Genomic DNA, 25,808 nt, shown 5'->3' with positions numbered 1-25,808 from the left:
CCACATCCATATCATCCGGCCGACAAATGCTTGATTCTGGTCAAGGTCATTCGCATCTCAGTCGCACCGTTTTGTGATGCTGATGGCTTTCCCGTTCTCCGGGGTTATCCTTCCATCAGATTCAACTGACCAGCGATATGAAAGCTTTGTCGTCCCATTTAGAAGCAGCAAGCGTTCAACCTGGAATCCGCCGTCATTCAGTGGATATGTATGCCATCCGAGGTCCTCAACAACAGGTACCTTTGCCTTCTCATTCAGGTATTCATCCACAGTTCCGCCGTGAGTGGACAACAAATTTTTGACAGATGTCTGGGCTTTCCGTCCACGCTCAATAAAGTCATCAGCGATAGCGGGTGAGTACATGGTCATGGCCAGCAACAGAATCATAATTCTCATAACTCCTCCGTACTCATCCACATCCAAATCACCCGCCCCACGCACAGCTTATTCCATTCAAGCTCCGTCACCTTCGGCGGTGCATCCGGGTTGAGCGATGGATAATCCATGCGGGCGTCTTTCGGCGGGTGCTCAAGACTCACGCCCCAGTTATTTTTTTATGCTATTTGAAAGACTCGTTTTTCCAAAGCATCTCTAACCTCATCGTTTGTTAGGCGACATCCGGTATCCTTGGTTAGGGTTGCCCTTATTTTGGAAATCACTCCATCGGTGAAGATTGCGGTCAGGATGTTTTCGTAGCAGAGAGCGCTCATCCTCTGCCATAGATTTTCCAGCAGTCCTTTTCTGCTCATTCCATCTTTTGAGATTAGATAGAAATATTGCGCTTCCTGTTCATCCAGACCGTCTCTGAGATCAATCGAAAATACCAGGTCGGTCTCGATTTTTTCACTCATTGATATTCGATAGAGTTGCCATACGGCGGCATTGGTGAGCAGTGCCCATCTGATACCGGAATAGGCACCGTATGACGATGCCTGAAAAATTTGTTTATCGCTTAAACCCATTGTCACTCTTTTGGCTTCGATTACCATCACATCATCGCCATTGACGGACAAAACGTAATCCGCCTTGCGTCCTTGGATTTTTTGCTCGGTCTTGATGTCCTCTATTCTATAATTAAGGACATCTTGAAGTATTCTATCCAGTATCAGCCGGGTATCACTTTCATTATCTTTGTTGGCCAATGAAGCATCAAGCATTGGGATGTGTTCTTTAATATTTTGCTTAATCTCATCAATCTGTCTGGCCATTATTTCCTTTGGCGAAGTCCGTTTCCTTGTATCCTTAGGATCAGGTGGAACCTTTTCTCTCTCTGCTTCATCTATGACGTTTACAGTAGGAGGAGGGTCTGTACTGAATGTGGCTCTGAATTCATTGCCACATTTTTTACAATTGATGAACTGCCCGAACTTGTTTTCATTCACCTTGAACTGGAATCCACATTCGCCATTTGAACACTTTGTCCACATAATCACTCATCCTTTTTAGAGTATTGATGCTCGATTTCTGCATCTTCAAATGGATTCCTTCTACTCTTCTCTTCTTCTAAAGCTCTTCCGTATTCCTCCACATCCATATCACCCTGCCGACGCACAGGTCGAGCCAGTCGAGGCCTGTGACCTTCGGCGGAAAATCCGGGTTGTCGCTGATCAGGACAAATCCTTTTTCCCACCGCTGAACCCGCTTCACCGCGGAAACGTACTGGCCGGTGTCGTCCGGGTCGTTGACGCAAAAGATCTTGCCGTTCGCGAACTCCCTGTCATCTCGATCCACAACGATAATGGATTTCTCCGGGATTGTGGGATTCATGCTGCTGCCGCCGACGCGCACCGCTGCGAGTTTGTGGCCGGAGCGGTGTCCCAGCTCCGGTCGGTAAACGATCACTTCGCTTTCCGGAACTTCGTTGTCGTTGAAATAGAGGCCGTTCGATCCGGCGGCCAAACGGCCGGATTCATAAAGAGGGATGCCGCGGTAAGTCTCTTTGGCGTTTTCGAGGATTTCTTTGTCGTAGGTGCCGTTGACTACGATTTGGAAGGGGCGGGGTTGGAGCGGCTTTGCATCTTCGGTGGGGATTCCTTCGAGGATGCGGCGACCGTGGTCGATAATATCGGCAAGTGACATCCCGCATGCTTCGGCGGTTTTCTTTTGAAGATTTGATGACGCGGTTTTTTTGCCCGCCAAAATACGGCTTATGTGGCCATCTGTCACACCCAGGTCAATAGCCATCTGCTTCTGCAGACCGCCCCATCTTGATTGGAGTTTGTCTTTCATGGCGGCCACAAAATATTTGTGCAAATCCTCAATCGTGTACATACCCACCTCCTTTACCTATTGGTCAATTCAAATCAAGTAAAAAAAACTGTCCAAATGGTCAAAAATATCTTGACTTTCTTTGACCAATAGGTCAAAAAGGTTGTCATTATGATCAAACAGATAGAAATAGCCAAGATAATGGGAGTCCACGAATCTTTTGTGTCGAGGATATTTTCGGCACAAAAACGGCCGTCATGGCGGAGGGCAAAACAACTTGCCGAGATTACAGGAACAGACCCCGTCCTCTGGCTCGAAGGATCAGCGGATGAAATACGGGCCGCCCTCAGTAAAACATCAACCGGTGCAAACGCGAAAGGGTAAAGCGATGACCGAATTGCCTCCCCTTAAAACATGGCAGTTTTACGCAGCATGCAGGAAGGTTCTGGGCATGACGACGCTGACAAAAATGTTCGGTAAATCCCAGACCCAGCTTTACCGCTGGGGACGGGATCCGGACTGCTGTGAAGATGTCGAACGAAATCCACTGGACAGAACCAACGCCATCCTGGAGCGCCTCTGCGAACTCGGGCGTGACGATATCGCCCAGGCCGCGGTTTCCATTCTGGCAAAAACTATCGATTGCGAGCTCGTCTGCATCAGGCCTGCATATCCCGACAAAACATCGATCGAGGCTGAGTGCCTGGAAGATTACCCACCGTTGATCAGGCTTCACCAGGCCATCCTGTCAAACGAAGACCCCGAGACCGTCCGGCACCTTTGGCAGTGCGCCAAACAAGAGTTGGATGAAACCTGGGAAATGTATCTGCGCAAAAAGTGTACCCGCGCCTGACGGCACAATGCCCGACGGCGAATTAATAACCCTAAATCGAGGCGGGGCTTTGGTGTGGCAACCTTCCCCGCCGGGAAGGGAATTTCATGAAAGAAATGCGGATAACGGAGGTGCAGGATGGCTGATTTCGATGCGGCCCTGAAAAAAGTGATTCAAAACGAAGGGGGCTACGTCCTCCACAATGTAAGCGGTGACCCCGGCGGGATGACATACGCGGGCATCAGTCGGCGGTATCATCCATCGTGGCCTGGATGGGCGGTCATCGACAGGGAAGGCGGCGCGGTGCCGCCACGGGCCATGGTGTCGGATTTTTACCGGCAGCAATTCTGGCGACGGATCTGCGGGGACCTGATCCCGTGCAATGCAGTGGCCGAGTCGATCTTTGACTATGCCGTCAACGTCGATGTCCCCCGGGCGGTCAAAAGCGCTCAGGCGGTTGTCGGAGCAAAAATCGACGGGGTTTTCGGCCCCAGGACCCTGGCGGCCGTCAAGGAGGCTGACCCTGGACGGTTCCTGGACGCTTACGCCGTCCGAAAAATGCAGTTCTATGCGTCCGTCTGCACCAAGCATCCGGCACGGCGCAAATTTTTGCTTGGGTGGATCAACAGGATCCTCAATTTCGGCCACTTCAAGGTAAGCTGTGACGATGCGGTTCAGCAATTCCAACTCATCTTCACTCAAATAATTCTTGGAAATTTCTACATCCCTTTTCAGGAGCTTATTCCCGGGATAGTTTGTAATGCCTATATTCAGAGCGCCGGCATCGGCACGTTGATAGATCAATTCCGCCGCCGTATGCCCGTGCGCCGCCCAGTGCATTTTCAACGGAAATGATCATATCGAGGTTGTAGAAAACCAGTTCGCGGCGAACATTCCGATTCCCTTCCCGGCGAACCGACAAGAATTTCTTGTGAGTTGATTCCCGTCCCAGTTCCCCTTCCTCGTAACTATTTTGAATATGCTGACTCCGGTAAAAGATCAATTCCCCTTTTTCAGGCTTTTCGTCCTTGTCCACCTTACACCCCCCCGCCATTCCACATGCGCCTCATGAACCCTTCTTCGATGAGGCGAACCTTCCAGTTTTCGTCATTGTTTGGATATTCAGGGTGCGGCGTGACGCCGGCATTCCTGAGCCATTTTGGCAAGGTCGTTTGTGAAACGTCAACCTCTTTCGATAGCGCGGGAACTGATATGGCGTTTGGACCGGTGAGGTTTTGAACTATTTTACGTTTGAATTTCTCGGAATAAGGCATATCACCCTCCTGTGCCCCTGATGATGAAAAAGTGTTCGCAACAAAATTCACGGGTGCCGCGCCCAGGCTCCTGCAGGGGCCTGGGCGCGAGCCGGTGCTGCGATCGGAGGAGTTCGGCCCGGCGGGCAACTCGGCTCAGGACCTTCAGATGATTGGTGTCGGCCTCATAAATTTTCGCCGGATGGGTATTTATGCCTGTTATAGAAGAGTTGCGATAATCTATTATCGTCAATTATCAGTACAATTGATACACTCTCTGTGATCTGTGCGATTTTCCGGACATCCAAACCCATCCACCTGACGAACCTTCTCGGTTTGGTGACATAAAAGCTGAGTGTCTGAACTTATGAGCCCCATCACTCATTTTTTGATAGGCTGGTCAGTTTCAACCGCCTGCAACACGACCAGAAAAGAGCGTTTATTTATCACGCTCGCAGGAGTAGCGCCAGATATTGACGGTGCCGGCCTGATATTTGACCTTTTGGGATTCCATCAAAGCGGTATGTCTCCTTTGGAGGTCATTTCACCAAAAGCCAATAATTCATTTGTGGACACCTTGAGAAACCGCTTCGGCTTACCAACAAAGGAAATTGTCTGAAACAGGATTCGCCGCCCCTTGAAAACCATCAACATCTCGTCCAACAATCGCATGCATCGAAGAGGCTCAGCCGCTTCATATGATCCATCCCGCACATACCCCCGGAACCATTTTGGTGTCAGCGCCATTTTTCCATTGCATAACAATTCAAGTTCGTTATATATTTATTTCTTAAGGAGGAGCCGGATGAACAAACTTGAATTGACCCATACGCTGAAAGAGAAAGCCGGGCTCACCAAGGCCGAGGCCGCCAGGGTGGTGGAGATCTTCTTTGATGCCATGGGTGACGCCCTGGCGAATGAGGATCGGGTGGAGATACGGGGGCTGTGTTCGTTCCATGTCAAGGAATACAGGAGCTATATCGGCAGGAACCCCAAGACCGGCGAGAAGGTCGGGATAGCGCCCAAGAAGCTGCCGTTCTTCAAATGCGGGAAGGAGCTGAAGGATCGGGTGGATCAGAAGTGAGGTTCCCGAATGTCCAACCCCCATGGAAAAATACGGATAGGGACCTGCAGCTGGAAATACCCCGAGTGGGAGGGCCTGGTCTACAGTGCCCCTAAGGGCATCGACTATCTGGCGGAATACGCCCGGAAATATTCAACGGTGGAGATCGACCAGTGGTTCTGGTCCCTGTTCACGCCCGCAGCCGGAGCCAGGCTCCCCGCGCCGGCCGACGTCCTCCGCTACCGTGACGCCGTGCCCGAAGGCTTCCGCTTTTCCGTCAAGGCCCCCAACAGCATCACCCTCACCCACTATTACCCGAGGAATACGGGCGGCAAACCGGTATCCAATCCTTATTTCCTCTCACCCGACCTGTTCCAAAAGTTCCTGTCCCTGATCGACCCCCTGAAGCCGTTTCTGGGACCTGTCATGTTCCAGTTTGAATACCTGAACAAAATGAAGATGCCGAGCCCCGGGATGTTTCGAGACCGGCTGGGTGAGTTCATCGACCGGATTCCCGAAGGTTACGCCTATGCCATGGAGGTCCGGAACAAGAGCTATTTCACCAGGGGCTATTTCGATTTTCTGCTGGAAAAAAAGTTGGCGCCGGTGCTGATCGAGGGCTACTGGATGCCGCCGATCACCGAGGTCTACCAGAAATGGCGGGATGCGATCCAAGGCCATTCACGGGTCGTCCTCCGGCTGATGGGAAAGGACCGGGAAGGCATGGCAAAAATCACCGGCAACCGCTGGGACAGGATTGTCGCGCCCAAGGATAAAGACCTCACGGCAATCGCGGATATCGCGAAGGATCTGGCGAAAAGCGGGGCGGCGGTCTACATCAACGTGAACAATCACTATGAAGGCTGCGCGCCGGCGACGATTGAGCGGATCAAACCGCTTTTACAAGGCGACCAGGCGCGTTCAACATGACCCCCCATGCAAATCATGGTCAGAATGCACCACAAAGAGGTTCGGAAGAGAGAAAAGGCGGCGGCACAAAATAAAGGCGTTTATTCTGAAAAGAATTGGGGAGCGGTAAAGGTTCGAAGAAATGACGCAAGAGGGACCCCGTTTTATCTTTCGAGTCGCAAAAAGCAGTCTGTGCCCGAAACAGGCATTATATCGAGACTGTTTTGGTGAGGACTTTTTGGCGGCATCTGAAACTACAAAAAACCGATTCTGTTTTTTAAATTCATAATTATTCCAGTATCTCAACTTTCGACTTTCATAGGCCGGTGCCGGGAGGATACGGCCCGCGCCCCACGCGGTTTCGTTCAAGTGCCGCTAAAGCTTGCTCCGGGCGGCCCGGAAACTCGCTGCGCTCAAACAGTCCGGGCCGCTGACCCTCCGCGGCGCTTAAGCGGCACTAAAACTCACCGCTGAAGGGGCGCGGACCGTATCCTCCCGGCACCTCTTTCCGGTTACCATCATGAAAGTCGAAAATTGAGTTGGGTATAAGTACCTATGTGGAAATAGGCATTTCCCTCATATGATTTGAGAAATCATCCCTATTTTCAAAATAGATTTTTCCCTTTATGAAAATATATACGGGAAAAATAAAATTACACTCGTCATACAGCAAAACGCAACCATTCCATCGGTGCCGTTGAAACGCATGTCAGATTGCGCGCATTGTTCCCAGAATAGCCACTTCTCAGAAAAGATTTTCAACAAATAAAGCACGACAAGGCGATAAGGAGATCTAACATGAAAAGATCGCTTTGTATATTGGCGCTATTGGCGGTTGTAACCACCGGCTGTACCAGGCTTACTGACGGCGGCGAGGCTATCGTAAACCACATGATCACAATCGATCGTGAGGGAAATTACATTCCCATCGAACACGGCGGCGAGGTGATCGACACTCGCTTGGGGGAAAAAATATATCAGCGGCAACTGCAAGGTGACTGCGCAACGACGGCCCCTTATCTCGAGCATCTGAAACAGTTGTTCGCGGCCATCGAGGCCTCCCAAAAGACGGACATTCTGATCTTTATTCATGGAGGATTGAACACCCTTAACGGCTGTTTTGAACGTATCATCGAACAGCACCGGGAAATCCAGAAAAACGAAGGCCCCTATCCTATTTTTATCAACTGGCGCTCCGGTGCCGTCAGCACCTACTGGGATCATTTAGTTCATATTCGCCAGGGCGCGGTGTCTGACTGGGCCCCGCTTACTGCACCACTGTATGCGGCCACCGATCTCGCCGGCTCGCTCGTCAACGCCTTCAAGGCCTGGACCGTCACGGGCGAGCACGCTTGGCGCACGACACTCGGCCGAAACCGTCGCGAAGCGGGATCCCCGGTAGAAGAAAACAAGATGCTGGAACGCATGGCTCAGGAAAACGATGATATTTTCTTTACCGGCAACCAGCGGCAGCATTTTGACACCTTTCCCCGCAGCCTGTTGTGGGGGGTAACAGCACCGGCCAAACTGGTTACAACGCCGTTTGTCTACACCTTGGCACGACCGGCGTGGGACGTGATGCTCCGCCGAAGCAAGCTGCTGGTCAACAAGCCGGCTGAGTTTGACTACGAATCCCCGAATAATTGCGGCGAACCTCGCAAAATTCCGTCCGGCAGCGGCGCGCTGGCGGTCTTCATGGAAAAGCTTGGCGGTCCCGAAGGCTTTTTGGAGCGCTGCAAAGCCAAAGGCCGCCCCATGAGCATGACCTTGATCGCGCACAGTATGGGGACCATCGTGGCCGGTGAAATTTTGAAATCTTTCCCCGACATTTATTTCAAGAATATCGTTTTCATGGGCGCCGCCATCAGCACTCGTGATGCCGTCAGCAGCTTGGGGACTTACCTGATGCGCCATCGCTCACCGCCTGCGGACTTTTACAACCTAAGCCTTCATCCCGAAAACGAGGACCGTGAAATATCCGGCTTTGGCCTTATTCCTAGCGGCAGTCTGCTGGCCTGGATCGACAACATGTATACCACTCCCGAAACTCGGATCGATCGAACGTTTGGACGCTGGGACAACATCAAATTTGCGCGTTTCCTGTTTCCCGAAGCAGTGCGAGACCAGATGCACTACAAAATTTTCGGCATGGCGGGAGGAAAGAATGCCCCGTATCCCCAAAAGCACGGAGAGTTCGACGAGGTGCGGTTTGCCTACTGGAAGCCGATCTTTTGGTGGCACGAACCGTAAAATCGGATTATTCGCACATTGTGAAGGCAAACCAGCTATAGCATGACCAAACTCACATCAGTTCGGCCGAGGCCAATACATGATGATGCCAACGCCGACCAGAGCCATTATGCCCCCTGTGATGTCATAGGCGACCGGTGCGATGTTGTCGATTTTCCATCCCCATAAAATCGAGATGACGATAAAGACTCCGCCATAGGCGGCATAGACCCGGCCGAAATGGGCGGGCTGCAAGGCCAACACCTCCGACAGCAGCACCTCTCCCTTTTCAAGGATCGTGTTTTTATGGGCGGCATCCTTGATCCGTATCGCCAGGAGCGGCACGACCGCCTGTTCCTTTGCCGGATCTACGCCGTTCAATCGAACGTTGGTGGCCTGGGCGTAATTGCTCAACATGGCGCCAAACTTGATACGGGGGAAAAGGCCGTCACCCCGTCGGCCTGGTTCAGAATGCCGGAAAGCTTTTCGAACGCCTTGGCAGGCAGCATGCGGTCCAGGGGCAGATTGTCGATGCCGGCCATGTATCCCTTGCGGTGCTCCTGGAGGTGACTGAGTACCGAGTTCATCGAATCAACAATTCCTTTCAGCCATGTCGCCGTTGACGGTGATAATCATACAGAAAGATTCTTCCGCCTGAGAAGCTGGGCCACGATCATTCCGGCCACAGGGGGGAAGCACCGCCCGCCGTCCTCTCACACCACCGTACGTCCGATTCCGTATACGGCGGTTCCTGAATTGAATACCGGGGTCATGACCTGTTGGACGGCCTGCCGAATCAAACGGTCCAGCTCTCGCGCTCGACCACCGCTTCCATCATACCCTCGGTTCTTTGACAGAAGTCGCCTCTCCTTGCCGTGTCACTTGACACACCAACACCATGCCCTCGCGGATTCCGTCCGCTGCTCTCCGGTATGGGATCGGGCATCCCAGCCTGCTGCTCCGCGTCTCCGTTGACATCGAGATTCAAGCGCTTCCAAGTGATCGCGCCATGCCGGGCCTACATAAATAAAGGGCGCCGGCCCTTTCGGACCGGCGCCTCATATATAGATCGATGCCTTGTACGTTCTACAGGTAGTGAATCTTGTCCGCAGCCAGCAGCGCTTCAGCAGCCTGCGGCAGTTTTAAGGGTACGATGAAATCCTCTATGGCGGAAGTGTCGTCCAGATTCCGGCCTATACCATCCACTACGTGAAAGGTACCGCAGGAAAAAATGCCTACGCCCAGTTGATCTTTGCAGAAACGGGCCATCTGCTCCATATTGTCCGGTAAATCAGAGGCGCTCAGGCCATCAATCTGATCGGCAATCAGATTTTTCAGATCATCGTTGCAGCCCAGTTTCGCCAATTCGCCTTTTTTGGTCATCTGCACGCCTTCGGGTCCGTAATACACGCTGACCGTGGGAATGTTTCCCAGTTTTTTTGCTAAAAAGGCCACCACATAAGCTGCGTAGTGGTTATAAGGACGGTCGGTGGGTGTATTGACCACGATCAGGAAGTTGTTGGTTTCGGCCATATGCCTTTCTCCTTTTCTTTTGTTCGGTTTTTGAATGGTGGCGAAATACCATCAAGCCTGATAGGCCTTGGGCCACTGATCGGGTCGCGCAGCAGGCAACGATTCCGGTACCCCGAGCTTCACGCCCTTGAGTGCTCCGACCCGGCCCAAGCACAAGACACTCCAAAAGGTTAAGTAATTTATCTCATAAGTCTATTATCAATACCGATGGTGCCTGTCAACTTTTTTTCTTTATCTCAAAACAACCGAACGTAATGGTTTTGAACTATTAGAAAAAGCATTTCTGAGTACTTATGTTTTTCCAACAATCCATCATGATGAAGATAATTTTTAAAGGTTCGGATGGGGGCTTCGCGGCGGGATCCGAGAACTGTAGCTTACCGACACAATAGTGGATTATGCTGATATTTAAGTATAATGCAAGAATACTTCACTTCTATGATACAAACGTAGGTATAAATACCTATACAGAAATAGGAACAATACCCATATAATTTGAGCAAGAATACTTATAGATTATTATATTCTTTTTTGATAAATATTTAAATATGTTAGCGGCGGCCTGAAAATGATGCAAATATGGCGGTTTAAAAATGCAGGGCGTTTCAAAATAGGGGCGAAGCCGCCGGCACCAATTTTGGCACCAGCGGACGTTTGTTGATGAGCGTTTCAACCGATCTGGGGGTCGGTTCCAAAATTTACAAAAAAATGACGTTTTCTTAGAAGGGTTTATTTTTCGATGGTTTCTTTCATCCGATAACTTTTGCCCTCGATGACCACGGTTTCAGTGTGATGCAGGAGTCGGTCAAGGAGCGCCGACGTGAGGGTGGTGTCGTTGTTGAAGATCTCGGGCCAGTCCTTGAAGGTCCTGTTGGTCGTGATGATGAGAGCCCCGCTTTCATACCGATGGCTGATGATCTGGAAGAGGAGATCGGCGCCGATCTTGTCGATGGGCAGATAGCCAAGCTCATCCAGGAGGAGGAGATCCGGTTTGACATACTTTTTCAGTTCGTCTTTCAGGCGGCCGGCGGCCCTGGCCGTGGTGAGCGTATTGACGGCGTCGATGGCGGAGGCAAAGAGGACTGAGTGTCCCTTGAGACAGGCGTCATACCCGAGTGCAATCGCCAGATGTGTTTTCCCCAGACCGACGCCGCCCAGGAAGATTACATTGCTTTTTTCTTCGACGAAGTTGAGCCTGAACAGGTTCTGCACCTGAAGGCGGTTGATCTTTTTGGGCCAACTCCATTTGAACTGTTCCAGGGTTTTGATCTGGGGGAAGCGCGCCATGCGGATCCGGCGCTGAACGGCGCGATCCTTTCGCTGTTTGGCTTCGGCGTCGATCAATTCGGCCAGGTACTGCACATGGGGCCATTGTTTCTGTGCGGCCCGGGTTGCCATGGGTTCATAATTTTCCCGGATAAAGCAGAGTTTCAGGACTTTCAGGTTTTCAACGAGGGTTTTGTCGTCCAGGTCCATGTTCCACCCTTTCTCATAATGTCTCCGACCGGGTCAGCGTCCGGTCGTAGAGGTTGATATCCGGCTGTTCGAGGGTAATGTCGAGCAGGTCTTCCCGCCGGGTCAGATGCAGGGCGCCGGGTTCCGGAAGTTTTCGGGCTCTCTGCTCGAGCAGGTTGGCGATGTACTCGGACGAGAATGCCTGGAGGGCAAATGCATCCGTCATGGCCCGGGCCACCGCCTCGACGCCGTAGATCTCGCTCAATGCGACGATCTTCCGGATGTGGTGGCGGGGGTTCATGCGGCGATGGGCCAGTTGATCATAATAGGCCTGGGCCTTTGGCGAGATCTGCAGAAACTGCATGAAGATCTTCTGGTCCCGGGCGTTTTTCCGCTGGGCCAGGAGCTCCTTCGGATGATCGGGGTGCTCGAAGTCCTTTCTCCGGTCGTAGCTGCGGACATGGCGGGCGACCAGCTTGTCGTTGTCATAGATGCAGAGCCGGTCCGGGTAGGCTTTGAGGGTGAGTCTGGCGCCGGCATACTCCGCCGGCACGGAGTAGCGGTTGGTATCCAGGGTCACCCGGAACTGGCTGGAGGCCCTGATGGGGGAGACGACGGCGATGTCGTACGGGTGAAGCGGCAGCTGGGTCAGGCAGCCGCGTTCCTCGGCAAAAAGATCTGCAGGCTTCTTTCCGGTCTCGCCGTGGATGCGGACATTGGCCACGGTATCGAGCCAGCGATGGGCGGCGGGATTGAGGACCGAAAAATCGGACACGGCAAGCCCGGCCAGGAAATTCTTTTTGACGTACCCGACGCCGCTTTCCACGCGCCCTTTTTCATTTCCCTTGCCGACCCCGCAGGGACAGATGGTAAAGCCGCAATGTTTCGCAAAATCGAGGTATCTGGGGTTGAAGACCGGCAGCCTGCCGACGATGCGTTTCAGGACGGCGGATTTCAGGTTGTCCACCATGATTTTTTCGGGGATGCCGCCAAACCGCTCAAAGGCGTTCTGGTGGCAGCCCAGGAAGTGTTCCATGGTCTGGGAGACCGTGAACTCGACGTACATCATTCGGCTGTGACACATGACCATCACGAAAAAACTGAGGCGGCGGCTGGTAGATCCTACGGGAACCGATCCGTACGAGCCCCAGTCCACCTGGGCGCATTCCCCCGGCGCGAAGGAAAGCTTGAGGAAGGGCGGGGTCCTTCGCGGCCGGATCTTTTGCACGTATTCCTTGACGATGGTGTAGCCACCGTCAAACCCCTCTTCCCGGATTTTTTGAAACACCTGGACCGCCGTATAGGGATGGGTTTCCACCAGACGGACGATATAGGATTTAAAGGGGTCCAGTTTGCTCCTGCGATGGGCCGGCGTTCGCGGGCGGTATTGCTTTTCGGCAAGCCATTTCCGAACGGTCCGGTCGTCGAGGTCCAGCGCCTCGGCGATCTGGGCAGGGCTCAACCCCTGTTGCTCATGGCAGTGCTTGATCCGGACAAAAGCCTCATAATCGATCATGCGGCACCTCCCGCGACTTTTTTGAGGATCTCGGCAAGGGACAGGGGCTGCGCCGTTGCCTGCCTGGGGACATCGGGGTGATGCACATCCAGGGACAGCACCTGATAGAGCGGTCTTTTCCAGGCGATCAGCCCGATCCGGATCAGGTTGCACCTGGCGCTTTCAAGGGTACTCTGGTCCATGGAGAGCCGCTTCATGATGGACTCGTCGCCGTAGTAGCTGAGGCCCATCCCGTCGCCGACAGTAACCAGGAACAGGTACAGGGCCGCCGCGGGGTGGGAGCAGGCTTCGATATGGCGGTCACGGACCAGCCGGTGATCGAGCCAGCTGAACTGCTTCGGCACCTTGCGGAGCCGTTCGGGCAGGATGGGGGATTTGGTTGTCATGCCGACCTCCTTTGCAGGGTAAAGAGTTGAGAATATCCTGCCCCAATTGTCGCAGACGCCGTACGGTCACGGCGATGTCATCTTGTAACGCAATCCCGGTAAAGTTGGCGATTAATCCCAATAAAACAGTCGGTTGAGCGATCAAGAGATCTTGTAACGCATTGGATGTCAAATGGATAGTATCTTCATTATTTTCAAGGTGTTTTGCGTTTAAGGGATCTTGTAACGCATCGGCCGCAAGTTTCGGTTTTGGTCGCCGGTAGCCGGGGTGATCCTTTCGCCACTCCTGGACGCGCCGGACGTTTACAGGCCCTCGGAAGTAACCGAGATTCTCAGGTTTTTGCAGCCACTTCCGCTGACTGGCCGATTTACTGGCCTTGCGGCATTCGGGATCCCTGCAAAATTTCTGATGTTTGACGTTTCGGGGATCAGGAAGGAATAACTTACCGCAATGACGACATTTCTTTTTCCGGTTTCGCACCATCGGCAATGTACCTCCTCATGCGATGGTACGGGAAAAGTCGATGTTTTGGGAAGAAGATGATCGGAGAAGAAAAGAAAGGAAGAAAATTGAAGAAAAGGTTTAAAATAGAAGTTGTTGGAAGAAAAGAAAGAAGATCAATCACGCATTTTCAACCCGCCCGGATTGGTACAGTTTAAGAACGCCGCTGACATTTTTGACCGTTTCTTCGACATCTATTGCGTTTAACTTCACTCATCACCTCGGAAATTCTGAGCCTGAATGAAGTTACTATAACACAGGTTTTTTGAACGGGTTTTTTCGCTCGACGTTCCATTTTATCGCATTTTATTTTTCTTGTCAGGGTCAGGGACTATCGCCTAAGATTCTCGATCCAGGGACTCTTTGCTTAAGCCTGATGCCTCAAAAATAGGCTGTTCTGAACTTCTAAAAGAAAATTCAAATTTTCACGAAAAGGCCTGTCAAGAAAAAAATGCGTCAATTTTAAGTTTTTTGCTGAATAGTTACGAGTTTTCTTTCATTTTCCGAAGGAGGAGGATTCTGCAATGAAGCCAAGGGCAAAATGGGTTGGAAAACGTCGTTTAGCGCATATCGGGCTGATGGGTGCCGTAACCTGCTGCACTCTACTCGTGGCATTCTCGGCGGCCTCAGGCGCCCAGCCGATGGTGGCCGCTGGCGGGAGCCATACCGTCGGCCTGAAATCCGATGGCACCGTCGTCGCAGTGAGGAATAATCAGTACGGTGAACTATCCTTATCCTCCTTGGGAAAAAGGAAGTTCTTGAAATTATGATGCAAATGGCGGTATACGCTGGTTTTACAGCCGCACTTAATGGACTGTTTGCATCCAAAGAGATTTTCTCTGAACGAGATGAATTCAAAGGCTAACATCCGTTTTCACAGCGGACGCGGCTTCGCCACGCCGGTGAAACGGAGCGTTGGGTACAATCAAGTCTTTATCATCAAAAAGGAGAGATTAATGAGTAAGCTCTGTATTGCCAGAAATACGACTCGTTTGGTTGTCTTCGCTAGCTTCCTGCTGGCAGCAACACAAGTTCATGCCATTCCCACCACATACTCAATTTCACAGTCTGGTTGGTCAAGCGGTGGCACCGTGACAGGTTTCTTTTCCGGTGAAGACCTAGACCACGATGGGTACATAAACCTAGCGAACGGCGAAGTCGATTCCTACCAAATAGAGTTTTCGGGAAACACTCTTGTTGCCGCCTTCACCCACACTCTCGCCGATCTTCAGTATTTTAATTATACAGTTGGATCGTCAGGCTTTGGACCTAGCTTTCCTTTGTATAGCTTTGGCTCAGGATATTCCTACGATGCAGATGACGGCTTAATTTCACTACATGATCTCTCTGTTTCGACCTTTACACCCAATCACGCTTTGGTTAAACCCGTTTCAGATTTTTCAAATATGGCTATTGAAATTGAAGCGCATATTGATGGCCGGGATCAATTGATCATCAAGGGGAACACCATCCAGTGGCATCATTTAGATGCAGCAGCTGTCGGTCGGCATCTGGGCGCCAATTCACCGACAATCATCTATGCAACAAAAAATGGGTCTACTACAACACAAATGGAGTGGCTGCCTGCTTGGCCTTCACCCCCCCCGGACGAGATTCGTTTTGATGCATATTCTTCGTTTTTTAATGAGTTAAGTCCCGTATTTCCTGAGGATGGAGTGGTATGGAGATTAACGAAGCTGTTCGGTCGAGGCGAAGTGAAGATCATTGAACAGCCCAGCAGCAGCAATGAGTTCTCCTTGATCGTGGAGTTCGACGACCCATTCCCCGGCTCAAAATTCTACGGAATTCGGTTGAGCCCCGTTTCAGATTCTCTCGACAGTTTTTTTGCTGACTTTGATACTATTGATGGGTTTTCCTATACTGACGACACGTTTTATAATACCCATCAACCACGTTACGCCTCAGGCGACTGGAGCGCTTCTGGTGGCCATTCCGGTAGAGGGGCGCTACATGTATCCCTGGGTGGCATAGATGCTCGAAATGTTCTAAATGGAATGTCGGGAGGCTGGTCAAACAGCTTCCATCTGGATGATGCTTTGGACGTCGAGGTCAGTCTCGATTACCGATTGATCATGACTCAGTTCGATGACGACGAGTGTGCTCAGGTATTGGCCAAAATCGACGACGGCCCTGTGGAAGTCCTGGAAGAACTTTGCGGCCGAGGAAAAGATACGGGCTGGCAGACGAAAACCTTCATGCAATCTCTGATGGCGGGTGACCATACCATCACCATCGGAGGGTACAACAACAAGAAGACAAATAAAAAAGAAGTCGCTGACATTTATTTTGATAACGTTGAGATCAGGTAACAAGGCTTTTTTTTGGGACTGTTGTATTTTTCAAAAAAATCCCGCCGACTATGTCAGTCGGCGGGGTGTCTTCCCGGGTTGGCACTCCACAATAATGATCCGATCATGGAGTTTTCAAAATCTGATTTTATCCAGGATACCATGACCATTCATGACCTGAGATTTCCATCATCACCGGGCATGTGTCATTGATCGTTGCTAAAGTGCAAAACCGTGATCGCCGAAAACGAGCCTCTCTGTGATCGGCGAAATTGAGCCACATGAATGGCACCCAGGCATGACGATCGGGTGGCCTGCCGGGAGATTTTATGATCTCCCGGCCGCTCCATCCTGTGTCGCCGCTCCATCCTGAGTGGAAACCTCTCGACTCCCCCTCTCCAAGGCTACCATTGTGGTGCTCTGCCTTTGACCGAGTCCCATGAACACCTGCCTATTAGGACGCCCTGACCCATCCTTCCGATATCCATAAAAAATCGATGGGGGAGTATAAATCCAAAATGTCGCTTTATGCTGCTGTCGATCTTATCGATAGCCCATCACACGCTCGGCTCTTTTTTTCATGACTCGACCATCATTTCGATTTGGGGTATGCTAAAGCCAATTCACGGCCGGTCTTCATCCCCATATCCGCCCGCCCCTGTCCACATCCGAACAAAGTCCCCGCAATGGTAGATTGAAACGATAGCCGCAAACCATTGATCAAGACTCATACTGGCGTTCACACCTTACCGGCTGAGGCCCCTTTTGATCAGTGGCGGCCCCCATATATATAGCCGACAGGGCCAGGACCACTCCGCTCCACGCCATGGTCGAGGTCTGGCGGTCAAAAAGATCACGTCCCAAACGAAGGCCAGGGAGGGCTGAAGCAATATCATCAACCCGGCAATGCCAGCCGGTATGCAGGGCAGGGAGTGCGTTATGATCAGCCATCCGACAGTTTGGCTCATCAAGCCCAAAGCAACCAGAGACATACCGATTTGAAGATCGGGGATTGCAAACGATTCACCGCTCCGAACAATTTCGACGCCCAGGTAAAGGGCCGTGTCTGCCGAAACAATCATCAGCTTGATCGTATCATTTTGATGCAAAAATATAGAGCTGCCCTCATATTGACTTTGAAAGCTTCATGCATAATTAGTTTGGTCAGACAGATTTTAATAGGGCTTTCCAACTCATCCCTCGCCTCCATTACATTCTGTATTTCCTGTTCCGACTCGCCTGCGGAATCTCCAACCTGTTTGAGCAACAGCGATTTATGTGAATCAAACACGACACCATCTCAACTGATCATTTATTTGCTCATTTGAGAAGAGATTGTTTTTCCTCAAAATCAGATTCGATATTGAGACAAGGTGGTACGGATTCCCCCCGAAGATTGTCAGTCGAAATTGACTTCATCATCAAACTTCGGCGGAGCGTATCCGGCGTATGCACTGCATGGCGGGCTGTTTGAATGACATGAGGTGACCCATGACTCAGGCGGAGACAGCAACAGCTGGGAGCGACGGCGAGCGGAAGCATGGTGTGCCCACAATCTCTCTGCCCAAAGGCGGTGGGGCCATTCGCGGCATGGGCGAGAAGTTTGCCGCCAATCCTGTTACGGGAACCGGATCGATGTCGGTGCCGATCGCTGCAAGCCCGGGACGATCCGGATTCGGGCCCCAGCTCTCGCTCTCATACGACTCCGGGGCGGGAAATGGCCCATTCGGCTTTGGTTGGCGCCTGCCGCTGCCTGCCGTCACCCGCAAGACGGACAAGGGCTTGCCCCGATACCAGGACGCGGAAGACTCGGACGTCTTCATTCTCTCCGGCGCCGAGGACCTGGTGCCCGTGTACCGGCAGGATCCCGACGGCACCTGGGTTCCCGGCTATCCAGGTTTTCAGCGAGACGCGGATGGATTCTGGGTGCGGGATCCATCCGGGCGCCTGGTCGTTCACGAAGACGAATTCGACGGTTACCGTGTTCGACGTTACCGGCCGCGCATCGAAGGACTCTTCGCCCGCATCGAGCGGTGGAGCAAGATCAATTCGCCCGGCGACGTCCATTGGCGTTCGATCTCAAACGACAACATCCTCACGCTCTACGGTCATGACGCGAATTCGCGCATTGCCGACCCACTCGATGCCGGCCGCGTCTTTTCATGGCTGATCTGCGAATCGCGCGATGACAAGGGCAACGGCATCCGCTATCTCTATAAAGAGGAGGACGGCGCCTACCAACCCCGACCGGGCCAGGCCGATCCCTTCAAGCAGACCCACCAGTTTAACCGCGGCCTGGCCTCCGACCGGCGCCGCACCGCCCAGCGTTACCTGAAGCGTGTGCTGTACGGCAACCGCAAGCCTTTGCTGGATGCCCAGGGGCTGCGTCCCCGGCACTTGAGTGATCTGTCCGAGCCACCCGCCGATACTGCCGACGAATGGCTCTTCGAGGTCCGCTTCGATTATGGAGAACTGGACGAGGTCAACCCCACGGGGCAACCGGAAAAGCCCTGGTTCTATCGCCCCGATGCCTTTTCCAGCTACCGATCGGGCTTCGAGGTACGCACCTGCCGCCGTTGTGAGCGGGTGCTGATGTTGCACCACATCCCGGATCAGCCCGGAGGCCGGGAACAAGAGGCGCAATCCGGTTATAAGGGCGTGGTGCGCAGCACCGGGTTCATCTATGACGACGAACTCGACCCCGGCATCGCTACCCAGCCCGTCTACAGCTTCCTGAAGCAGATAGTGCAGACGGGGTGGAAGCGGGAAAACGACTCCTACATACGCCGCAGCCTGCCGCCTGTGGAGTTTGAATATACCCGACCCGTCGTACAGGATGTGGTGGAAGTCGTGGATTCGCCGAGTATTGAGCATCTGCCCGTTGGGCTGGACGGCGCCGCGTTTCGATGGGTTGACCTGCATGGCGAGGGCATCCCCGGCATCCTCACCGAGCAGGCAGGCGCGTGGTTCTACAAGCGCAACCTCAGCCCGATCCCGGAGAAGATGCCTGAGGGCGGGGAATTCATCAGGGCGAATTTCGCCCCCCTCGAAACGGTCGACCTCAAGCCCAATGTCACCCTGAGCAGCGGGACGGATTTCATGGACCTGGCCGGCGATGGGCAACCGGACGTCGTCGTCATGGAGGGCCCCACACCCGGCCTTTACGAACACGACGAAGCCGAAGGCTGGCAGCCCTTCCGCCCGTTCACCTCACGCCTGAACCTCGACACGCGAGATTCGAACCTCAAATTCGTCGATCTGGACGGTGACGGCCACGCCGACATTATCCTCACCGAAGACGACGCCTTTGTCTGGCATGCCTCACTGGCCGAAGACGGCTTCGGCCCGGCCCGGCGAGTCGCGCAGGCGCTCGACGAGGAGAAAGGCCCACGCATCGTCTTCGCCGACGGCACGCAATCCATCTTTCTCGCCGACATGAGCGGCGACGGCCTCACCGACCTGGTGCGCATCCGCAACAGCGAGATCTGCTACTGGCCCAACCTCGGTTACTGCCGCTTCGGCGCCAGGGTTACGATGACTTTCGAAGACGAGACCGGTCATTCGGCCTGTTTCGACCACCCCGACCAGTTCGACCACAAGCGCATCCGCCTGGCCGACATCGACGGCTCCGGAACCACCGACATCATCTACCTGCACCCCGACGGCGTGCGCCTGTACTTCAACCAGTCGGGCAACGGCTGGAGCCAACCTCAAGTGCTGAAGGTGTTCCCGCGCATCGACGACCTGGTGGGCATCGTGCCGATCGACCTTCTCGGCAACGGCACCGCCTGCCTGGTCTGGTCATCGCCCCTGCCCGGCGACGCGCGGCAGCCGATGCGCTACGTCAATCTGATGGGCGGCGCAAAGCCGCATCTGCTCACCAAGGTCGTGAACAATCTGGGCGCGGAAACACACATCCAGTACGCCCCCTCGACCAAGTTCTACCTGCAGGACAAGCGCGACGGCAAACCCTGGATCACGCGACTGCCGTTCCCGGTGCACTGCGTCGAGAGAGTTACCGTCACGGACAGATGGCGGAAGACCCGTTTCTCCAGCACCTACGCCTATCACCACGGCTATTTCGACGGTATTGAGCGCGAGTTCCGCGGGTTTGGTCGCGTCGAGCAGGTGGATGTGGAGTCCTACGGCAAGTTCGAACAGGGCAATATTGACAGCCCGTACATCACCCCGGACAAGACCCTCCACCAACCGCCGGTCAAGACCATCACCTGGTTCCATACCGGGGCGTTTTCAGACCGTGAACATATCCTGTCCCAGTACCGGGGAGAATACTTCAAGAGCTCCGCAGAAATAGATCTACCCGAGCCGGACCTCGCGACTGAGGACCTGACAGCCGATGAGTGGCGAGAGGCCTTGCGCGCCTGCAAGGGCATGATGCTGCGCCGGGAGGTGTACGAACTGGACGTGGACGCCCTGGAACTGGACGAACACCGCCCGGTGAAGTTATTCTCCACTGCCTATCACAATTGCCATATCCGCCGTCTGCAGCCGAAAGCACTCAACCCGCATGCAGTGTTTCTGGTCGCCGAAAGCGAGGCCATCACCTACCACTATGAGCTGGATCTCAAGCAGGGCACTCCGCGTCCGGACCCGCGCATTGCCCACACGCTGAACCTGAAGTTCGACGAGTACGGCAATGTCCTGCAGTCGGCAGCCGTGGTTTATCCGCGCATAGGAGAGTTCGAGGACAATACGCTCAAGGCTGACGAAATTACTCTCATCCGAAACGCCCAGCAGGAACGCCATCTGGCCTATACTGAGACACGGTATACCAATGATGTCGATGGCCCCCTCGACCCTGATAACTACCGATTGCGCGTGCCGTGCGAAGTGTTGGCCTATGAAGTGACAGGCGTCAACCCGGAGGATGAGCGTGACGGGACAACTGGGGCCCCCCGCGACAACCGTTACTTCACCCTTGATGAACTTCGGCACTTCAGATTGAGCGATGTCTACCAACCCATGGCCCCGGGGATAGAACAGGTCGAAGCGTTGCTTTACCACCAGTTGGCGACCGGCGGGGCACAGAAGCGCCTGGTCGAGCACGTGCGGATGCTGTTTTTCAAGGATGACCCCGCTGATCCCGCAGCTCTCAAAGCCTTCCTTCCTTTCGGCCGTTTGGGCCGTTTGGGCCTGGCCTATGAAACCTACACCCTGGCGCTGACTACGGACTTACTCAACGCCGTTTTCACGGATTCCGCAGGAAACAAACTCGACAAACCCGTCAGAGGCGCGCTTTCCCCTCGGCAATTACTGAACGATGCACATATCGGCGGCTATCTCAGCGGTGCAGACCTTGACAAGCGTTTTGCGCCCATACCGCCGACCGAGCTTGTCGGCCAGTACTGGATCCGCTCCGGCATTGCCGGCTTTGCGCCGGATGCGGCGCAGCATTTCTACCTTCCCGAGCGCTACGAAGACCCTTTTGGCAACGTCACCACACTGGAATACGACGCGCGCGACCTGTTCGTGAAGTCGAGCACAGATCCGATGGGCAACAAGACCGAGGTCATCGATTTTGACTTTCGCGTCCTGGCGCCGCGCGAGATGAAGGATATCAACGGCAATCTCTCGGAAGTGTTTTTCGATGTGTTGGGCCTGCCCACGGCCATGGCGGTAAAGGGCAAAGGGAATGATGGTGACAACCTGACGGGACTGAACGACGAGCTAACCAATCCGGATCCGGCCAAGCTCACGGCATTCTTTGTCGACAAGAAGCCTTATGACGAAGATCAAGCACGAGACTGGCTCGGCAACGCCACTGCCCGCCACGTTTACTACTTCGGCGAGACTATCAAAGACGGCAAAATTACCTGGGGTACGCATCCCGCCTGCGCCTGCGGCATACTACGCGAACAACACGTCAGCCGGCTTGCGCCGGGTGCCCAAAGCCCTCTGCAAGTCGCCTTCGAATACTCCGACGGCATGGGAAGCATAGTGGTGAAAAAAATCCAGGCCGAACCCGATAAAGTCGGGCAACCCATGCGCTGGATCGCCAACGGCAAGACCATACTCAACAACAAGGGCAAGCCGGTCAAGCAGTACGAGCCCTATTTCAGTTCGTCCGGACATCGATTCGAAGAACCCCGAGAGGAGGGCGTCACGCCGGTCATCTACTACGATGCCGTCGGCCGCACGGTGAGAACCGAAATGCCCGATGGCAGCTTCAGCCGGGTCGAGTTCTCTCCCTGGCATGTCCGAACGGTCGACCAGAACGATACCGTAATCGAAAGCAAGTGGTACACAGACCGCAACCCACCCGATCCTGACCAGCCCCTGCCGCGCAACCCAATAACCGGCGAACTCTCGGTGACGCCGGATCAGCGGGCCGCCTGGCTCGCAGCGCAACACCGCGACACCCCCGCGCTCACCATCCTCGACAGCCTTGGCCGCGAGGTCATTTCCATCGCCCACAATCGTGTGAAAGACGCGACCGGTGCGCTGAAGGATGAAAAATTTCTCACCTTCACCAGGCTCGATGCGGAGGGCAAGCCGCTGTGGATCCGCGATGCCCGCAAGAATCTGGTGATGCAGTACATCACGCCCACCAAACCGACCCGAGCGGCCGACGAACCCGACCCGTCCAAAGCGGAGAACATACCGGCCGGGAGTGTCCCCTGCTACGACATTGCCGGAAATCTCCTTTTCCAGCACAGCATGGATGCCGGAGACCGCTGGATGCTGAACGACGCCGCCGGCAAGCCAATGCTGGCCTGGGACAATCGCGGTCACACCTTCCGCACCGATTACGACGAGCTCCACCGCCCGGTGGGGTCCTTCGTCAAGGGCGCCGATCCACTTGACCCGGACCGGATCATCCAGTTCGAGAAAGTGATCTACGGGGATACATCCGAAAACGGCTTGACCGATGATCAGAAGAAGCAGTTGAATCTGCGCGGCAAGCCGTATCGACATTACGACACCGCGGGTGTGGTCGTCAGCATGGGACCCAACCTGGTCACCGGCATGGATGAAGCCTTCGATTTCAAGGGCAACCTGCTGCGCGGCACGCGCCAACTGGTCAAAAATTACAAGGGCACGCTCGACTGGTCGGGGAATCCGGCGCTGGACCCCGAGATATTCACCAGCAGCACCCGCTACGATGCCCTCAACCGCCCGATCCAGATCGTCGCCCCGCACAGCAACCAGTCCGGCACCAAGCTCAACGTCATCCGCCCCGGCTACAACGCGGCCAACCTGCTGGAAGCGGTGGATGTCTGGCTGGAGCAAAACGCCGAACCCGGGGCCTTGCTGGATCCAGAGACCGCAAACCTGAAGGCCGTCACCAACATCGACTACAACGCCAAGGGCCAGCGCACGCGCATCGAATACAACGAGGCGAACCACCCCATCATTACGGAGTACACCTATGACACGGAGACATTTCGCCTGATCCGTCTGCTCACCACACGACCCAAACATTCCGAAGCCGATAAACGCACCCTGCAGGACCTGTCCTACACCTACGACCCGGTCGGCAACATCACCGACATCCACGACGCCGCCCAGCAGACGGTGTTCTTCGACAACGTCCTCGTAGCGCCGAGCAACACCTATGAATACGATGCCCTGTACCGTTTGATCCGCGCCGAGGGCCGGGAACACGCCGTGCAAAACAGCATGCAGCGCGATCATCGACGTTTCGAACCCGTCGTCGGCATCCCGTTCCCCAATAGCCCGGAAGCCCTGCAGCGTTACATCGAGGCCTACGAATACGATCCCGTGGGCAACATCCTGGGGTTGCGCCACACCGGCGGCGGAGCGGAACGCTGGGTCCGCTGGTATCAATACGCGCTCGACAGCAACCGATTGATTGCCACACGGTCGCCGGGCGAGGCCGGCAAGCAGCCGTTTTACGCGGACACGCCGGCCTATGGCGCCAAGTACACCTACGATTCCCACGGCAACATGATTTCCATGCCGCATTTGCCGGCGATGGAGTGGGACTTCAAGGATCAACTCCGCGCCACTCAGCGGCAGGTCGTTAATGGCGGCACGGGGGAGAAGACTTATTACGTCTATGACGCGGCCGGCCAACGGGTGCGCAAGATGACCGAGACGCAGAACGGCAAACCGAAGGACGAGCGCCTTTATCTCGGCGGCTTCGAGGTATACCGCAAATATAACGGTGCCGGTAACACGGTCACCCTGGAGCGGGAAACGCTGCATGCGATGGATGATAAACAGCGCATTGCCTTGGTCGAGATGCGCACGCTTCCTTTGGGTGTCTACCCAGAACCCCGGCAACTCGTACGTTACCAACTCGGCAACCACCTTGGCTCGGCGGCCTTGGAACTGGATGATCAGGCGCAGGTGATTTCTTATGAGGAGTATCACCCCTATGGAACCAGTTCTTATGAAGCCGCGCACAGCCAGACCGAGACACCGAAGCGGTATCGGTATACAGGCAAAGAGCGAGATGAAGAGACTGGATTCTCATATCACGGCGCAAGGTATTACGCGCCCTGGTTGGGGAGGTGGGCGAACTGTGATCCATCCGAGTTGTTCGACAGTTTAAATCTGTATCAAGCCATGCTGGATAACCCTGTTTGTTGTTTCGACGAGGATGGACGCCAGACTAAGATTCCGATTAAGGGGGTAACCGGCCCCATGTCGGAAGAGGCAATTATCAATGCGGCCGCCAAACAGGGCTGGAAGGTGTCGGGCTTCCGGGGTTACGATGAGAATAATGTGCCCATATTTGAGCATGGCGAGAAAATGACCGAGAAGGAGAAAGACGTCTCAGATGCCAAAGACCTATTCTCGTTTGCGCAGCAAGATCAGGATAAAGTGACGAGCCTTGAAGGCCCGAAAGATGCAGACCCCAATTATTACAGGGTAGAGCGTGACGGAAAATCCACCTTAGTTCACCGTTCGGTTTGGGATACCGTCTATTCAGCAAGCCCTAGCCTGCCAAGTGACGTCAAGGTCTATGCCTTCAGCGATCCAGAGAATGGTGCAGACGAGCAAGCGCTGGAGGCAGAGCGACGTTATGAGCAATCGCGGCAAGAATTCGAGTCCCGCGAAGATGTCAGGCTCATTCAGACCCTTATTGATAAAGCTTTAGAGAGCCTCTTTATGCCCACTCTGCTGTTGGGAGCGGCGGAGCCCAGCACTCCGGCAAATCAACCACCACCCTCGACAGAAACCGTACCGCAGCAACAGAATTTGTTTTCCCAGAGACAATTGTATCCGCTGCCCCAGGGTGCGGAGCCTTATCAAATGCTGCTGTTTCCAATGGAAGCCTACAGTAGAAAGGTTCACTACAGCCCTTACTCAAGTCGATTGAGCAGATATGGCTTGTCGTTAGATCATAATCCGCCCCTCATTGTCCATTATTACGAAGGTATCCCGGGAGGCATCAAAGGCTTTAATTTGTTGCCTCAAGAGCGAATACGCCATGCCAGGTCTCCGTATTCACAATTTGTCGTGCCTTCCTCCACATATTCGGCGCAAGGTGGACGATTAAAACCTTATGGGCAGAGACAAATACAATTGTTTACTTTACCGCGCGTTAGAACGACCACAGTGCGTCGGTGATACGATCTGATCAAACCGGGGAGTGAGGCATAAAAAATAGGCTAATGGGGGC

General features: G+C 53.9%; 19 protein-coding genes and 2 pseudogenes. 10 read left to right on the top strand and 11 right to left on the bottom strand.

Annotated elements, in window-relative coordinates; genetic code table 11:
- Window positions 1-57: 57 nt before the first annotated feature.
- From dmul_RS02430 to dmul_RS02420, 3 genes are all read right to left on the bottom strand, one after another.
- Window positions 58-396: a hypothetical protein gene (locus dmul_RS02430; protein ID WP_020878665.1), complete on the bottom strand. Its 339-nt coding sequence runs from the start codon at window positions 394-396 to the stop codon at window positions 58-60.
- Between the two features lie 158 nt (window positions 397-554).
- On the bottom strand, window positions 555-1,427 hold the full coding sequence (locus dmul_RS02425) for a type I restriction enzyme HsdR N-terminal domain-containing protein (protein ID WP_020878664.1): 873 nt from the start codon (window positions 1,425-1,427) through the stop codon (window positions 555-557).
- Between the two features lie 76 nt (window positions 1,428-1,503).
- A complete protein-coding gene (locus tag dmul_RS02420) occupies window positions 1,504-2,271 on the bottom strand; it encodes an XRE family transcriptional regulator (protein ID WP_020878663.1) in 768 nt (255 codons plus the stop codon).
- Between the two features lie 108 nt (window positions 2,272-2,379).
- Here dmul_RS02420 and dmul_RS19615 point away from each other — a divergent pair, with 108 nt between their 5' ends.
- The 3 genes and pseudogenes from dmul_RS19615 to dmul_RS20840 form a co-directional block, all read left to right on the top strand.
- Window positions 2,380-2,592 (top strand): helix-turn-helix domain-containing protein, encoded by a 213-nt coding sequence (locus dmul_RS19615; protein WP_078081177.1) that lies wholly within the window; start codon window positions 2,380-2,382, stop codon window positions 2,590-2,592.
- Window positions 2,593-2,659: 67 nt separating this feature from the next.
- A complete protein-coding gene (locus dmul_RS02415) occupies window positions 2,660-3,061 on the top strand; it encodes a hypothetical protein (RefSeq protein ID WP_144016603.1) in 402 nt (133 codons plus the stop codon).
- A gap of 117 nt (window positions 3,062-3,178) precedes the next feature.
- A pseudogene (locus dmul_RS20840) lies at window positions 3,179-3,658 on the top strand (glycoside hydrolase family 108 protein); the annotation flags it as partial.
- A 78-nt stretch (window positions 3,659-3,736) separates the two neighbouring features.
- Here the strand turns inward: dmul_RS20840 and rhuM are convergent.
- Both rhuM and dmul_RS02405 read right to left on the bottom strand, forming a co-directional pair.
- Window positions 3,737-3,880: pseudogene (gene rhuM / locus dmul_RS20835) on the bottom strand (RhuM family protein); the annotation flags it as partial.
- Between the two features lie 197 nt (window positions 3,881-4,077).
- A complete protein-coding gene (locus dmul_RS02405) occupies window positions 4,078-4,314 on the bottom strand; it encodes a hypothetical protein (RefSeq protein ID WP_020878659.1) in 237 nt (78 codons plus the stop codon).
- 346 nt (window positions 4,315-4,660) lie between these two features.
- Between dmul_RS02405 and dmul_RS20030 the strand changes: the two genes are divergently transcribed.
- The 4 genes from dmul_RS20030 to dmul_RS02385 all read left to right on the top strand — a co-directional run bounded on the left by dmul_RS20030 (window position 4,661) and on the right by dmul_RS02385 (window position 8,515).
- Window positions 4,661-4,912, top strand: coding sequence for a hypothetical protein (locus dmul_RS20030; protein WP_144016602.1), 252 nt, complete (start codon window positions 4,661-4,663; stop codon window positions 4,910-4,912).
- Window positions 4,913-5,098: 186 nt separating this feature from the next.
- Window positions 5,099-5,377, top strand: a complete 279-nt coding sequence (locus tag dmul_RS02395; RefSeq protein ID WP_020878658.1) for an HU family DNA-binding protein — start codon at window positions 5,099-5,101, stop codon at window positions 5,375-5,377.
- Window positions 5,378-5,386: 9 nt separating this feature from the next.
- The gene (locus dmul_RS02390) at window positions 5,387-6,286 is read left to right on the top strand and encodes a DUF72 domain-containing protein (RefSeq protein WP_020878657.1); all 900 of its coding nucleotides are present in this window, start codon (window positions 5,387-5,389) and stop codon (window positions 6,284-6,286) included.
- Between the two features lie 777 nt (window positions 6,287-7,063).
- The gene (locus tag dmul_RS02385; RefSeq protein WP_020878790.1) at window positions 7,064-8,515 is read left to right on the top strand and encodes a hypothetical protein; all 1,452 of its coding nucleotides are present in this window, start codon (window positions 7,064-7,066) and stop codon (window positions 8,513-8,515) included.
- A 57-nt stretch (window positions 8,516-8,572) separates the two neighbouring features.
- On the opposite strand, the gene dmul_RS02380 is transcribed toward dmul_RS02385, so the two are convergent.
- The 6 genes from dmul_RS02380 to dmul_RS02360 all read right to left on the bottom strand — a co-directional run bounded on the left by dmul_RS02380 (window position 8,573) and on the right by dmul_RS02360 (window position 13,384).
- Window positions 8,573-8,911 carry a YnfA family protein gene (locus tag dmul_RS02380; RefSeq protein ID WP_020878791.1) on the bottom strand — a complete coding sequence of 113 codons (339 nt, stop codon included), beginning with the start codon at window positions 8,909-8,911 and terminating at the stop codon, window positions 8,573-8,575.
- Complete coding sequence (locus tag dmul_RS20025) at window positions 8,905-9,081, bottom strand: hypothetical protein (RefSeq protein ID WP_020878792.1); 177 nt, start codon at window positions 9,079-9,081, stop codon at window positions 8,905-8,907. The genes dmul_RS02380 and dmul_RS20025 overlap by 7 nt, the downstream gene beginning before the upstream one ends.
- A gap of 499 nt (window positions 9,082-9,580) precedes the next feature.
- The gene (locus dmul_RS02375) at window positions 9,581-10,027 is read right to left on the bottom strand and encodes a hypothetical protein (RefSeq protein WP_020878793.1); all 447 of its coding nucleotides are present in this window, start codon (window positions 10,025-10,027) and stop codon (window positions 9,581-9,583) included.
- A gap of 729 nt (window positions 10,028-10,756) precedes the next feature.
- On the bottom strand, window positions 10,757-11,503 hold the full coding sequence (gene istB / locus dmul_RS02370) for an IS21-like element helper ATPase IstB (protein WP_020878794.1): 747 nt from the start codon (window positions 11,501-11,503) through the stop codon (window positions 10,757-10,759).
- A 13-nt stretch (window positions 11,504-11,516) separates the two neighbouring features.
- Window positions 11,517-12,998 carry an IS21 family transposase gene (gene istA / locus dmul_RS02365; RefSeq protein ID WP_020878795.1) on the bottom strand — a complete coding sequence of 494 codons (1,482 nt, stop codon included), beginning with the start codon at window positions 12,996-12,998 and terminating at the stop codon, window positions 11,517-11,519.
- Window positions 12,995-13,384, bottom strand: coding sequence for a hypothetical protein (locus dmul_RS02360; protein WP_020878796.1), 390 nt, complete (start codon window positions 13,382-13,384; stop codon window positions 12,995-12,997). The genes istA and dmul_RS02360 overlap by 4 nt, the downstream gene beginning before the upstream one ends.
- A gap of 1,026 nt (window positions 13,385-14,410) precedes the next feature.
- On the opposite strand from dmul_RS02360, the gene dmul_RS21210 reads away from it, so the two are divergent.
- From dmul_RS21210 to dmul_RS02335, 3 genes are all read left to right on the top strand, one after another.
- Window positions 14,411-14,656, top strand: a complete 246-nt coding sequence (locus dmul_RS21210; RefSeq protein ID WP_020878797.1) for an RCC1-like domain-containing protein — start codon at window positions 14,411-14,413, stop codon at window positions 14,654-14,656.
- 186 nt (window positions 14,657-14,842) lie between these two features.
- Window positions 14,843-16,216: a hypothetical protein gene (locus dmul_RS02350; protein ID WP_020878798.1), complete on the top strand. Its 1,374-nt coding sequence runs from the start codon at window positions 14,843-14,845 to the stop codon at window positions 16,214-16,216.
- 1,470 nt (window positions 16,217-17,686) lie between these two features.
- Complete coding sequence (locus dmul_RS02335) at window positions 17,687-25,756, top strand: SpvB/TcaC N-terminal domain-containing protein (protein ID WP_020878799.1); 8,070 nt, start codon at window positions 17,687-17,689, stop codon at window positions 25,754-25,756.
- Window positions 25,757-25,808: the final 52 nt, after the last annotated feature.

It is taken from the genome of Desulfococcus multivorans, from assembly GCF_001854245.1.
GTDB classification, from domain to species: domain Bacteria; phylum Desulfobacterota; class Desulfobacteria; order Desulfobacterales; family Desulfococcaceae; genus Desulfococcus; species Desulfococcus multivorans.
Note: the sequence above shows the minus strand (reverse complement) of the source record. Positions and strands in the feature narration are given on the sequence as shown.

Excerpts from the sequence above, each read along its gene's own strand:
- dmul_RS02430 (WP_020878665.1), bottom strand. The coding sequence starts at position 396 with ATGAGAATTATGATTCTGTTGCTGGCCATGACCATGTACTCACCCGCT.
- dmul_RS02425 (WP_020878664.1), bottom strand. The coding sequence starts at position 1,427 with ATGTGGACAAAGTGTTCAAATGGCGAATGTGGATTCCAGTTCAAGGTG.
- dmul_RS02420 (WP_020878663.1), bottom strand. The coding sequence starts at position 2,271 with ATGTACACGATTGAGGATTTGCACAAATATTTTGTGGCCGCCATGAAA.
- dmul_RS19615 (WP_078081177.1), top strand. The coding sequence starts at position 2,380 with ATGATCAAACAGATAGAAATAGCCAAGATAATGGGAGTCCACGAATCT.
- dmul_RS02415 (WP_144016603.1), top strand. The coding sequence starts at position 2,660 with ATGACGACGCTGACAAAAATGTTCGGTAAATCCCAGACCCAGCTTTAC.
- dmul_RS02405 (WP_020878659.1), bottom strand. The coding sequence starts at position 4,314 with ATGCCTTATTCCGAGAAATTCAAACGTAAAATAGTTCAAAACCTCACC.
- dmul_RS20030 (WP_144016602.1), top strand. The coding sequence starts at position 4,661 with ATGAGCCCCATCACTCATTTTTTGATAGGCTGGTCAGTTTCAACCGCC.
- dmul_RS02395 (WP_020878658.1), top strand. The coding sequence starts at position 5,099 with ATGAACAAACTTGAATTGACCCATACGCTGAAAGAGAAAGCCGGGCTC.
- dmul_RS02390 (WP_020878657.1), top strand. The coding sequence starts at position 5,387 with ATGTCCAACCCCCATGGAAAAATACGGATAGGGACCTGCAGCTGGAAA.
- dmul_RS02385 (WP_020878790.1), top strand. The coding sequence starts at position 7,064 with ATGAAAAGATCGCTTTGTATATTGGCGCTATTGGCGGTTGTAACCACC.
- dmul_RS02380 (WP_020878791.1), bottom strand. The coding sequence starts at position 8,911 with ATGTTGAGCAATTACGCCCAGGCCACCAACGTTCGATTGAACGGCGTA.
- dmul_RS20025 (WP_020878792.1), bottom strand. The coding sequence starts at position 9,081 with ATGAACTCGGTACTCAGTCACCTCCAGGAGCACCGCAAGGGATACATG.
- dmul_RS02375 (WP_020878793.1), bottom strand. The coding sequence starts at position 10,027 with ATGGCCGAAACCAACAACTTCCTGATCGTGGTCAATACACCCACCGAC.
- istB (WP_020878794.1), bottom strand. The coding sequence starts at position 11,503 with ATGGACCTGGACGACAAAACCCTCGTTGAAAACCTGAAAGTCCTGAAA.
- istA (WP_020878795.1), bottom strand. The coding sequence starts at position 12,998 with ATGATCGATTATGAGGCTTTTGTCCGGATCAAGCACTGCCATGAGCAA.
- dmul_RS02360 (WP_020878796.1), bottom strand. The coding sequence starts at position 13,384 with ATGACAACCAAATCCCCCATCCTGCCCGAACGGCTCCGCAAGGTGCCG.
- dmul_RS21210 (WP_020878797.1), top strand. The coding sequence starts at position 14,411 with ATGAAGCCAAGGGCAAAATGGGTTGGAAAACGTCGTTTAGCGCATATC.
- dmul_RS02350 (WP_020878798.1), top strand. The coding sequence starts at position 14,843 with ATGAGTAAGCTCTGTATTGCCAGAAATACGACTCGTTTGGTTGTCTTC.
- dmul_RS02335 (WP_020878799.1), top strand. The coding sequence starts at position 17,687 with ATGACTCAGGCGGAGACAGCAACAGCTGGGAGCGACGGCGAGCGGAAG.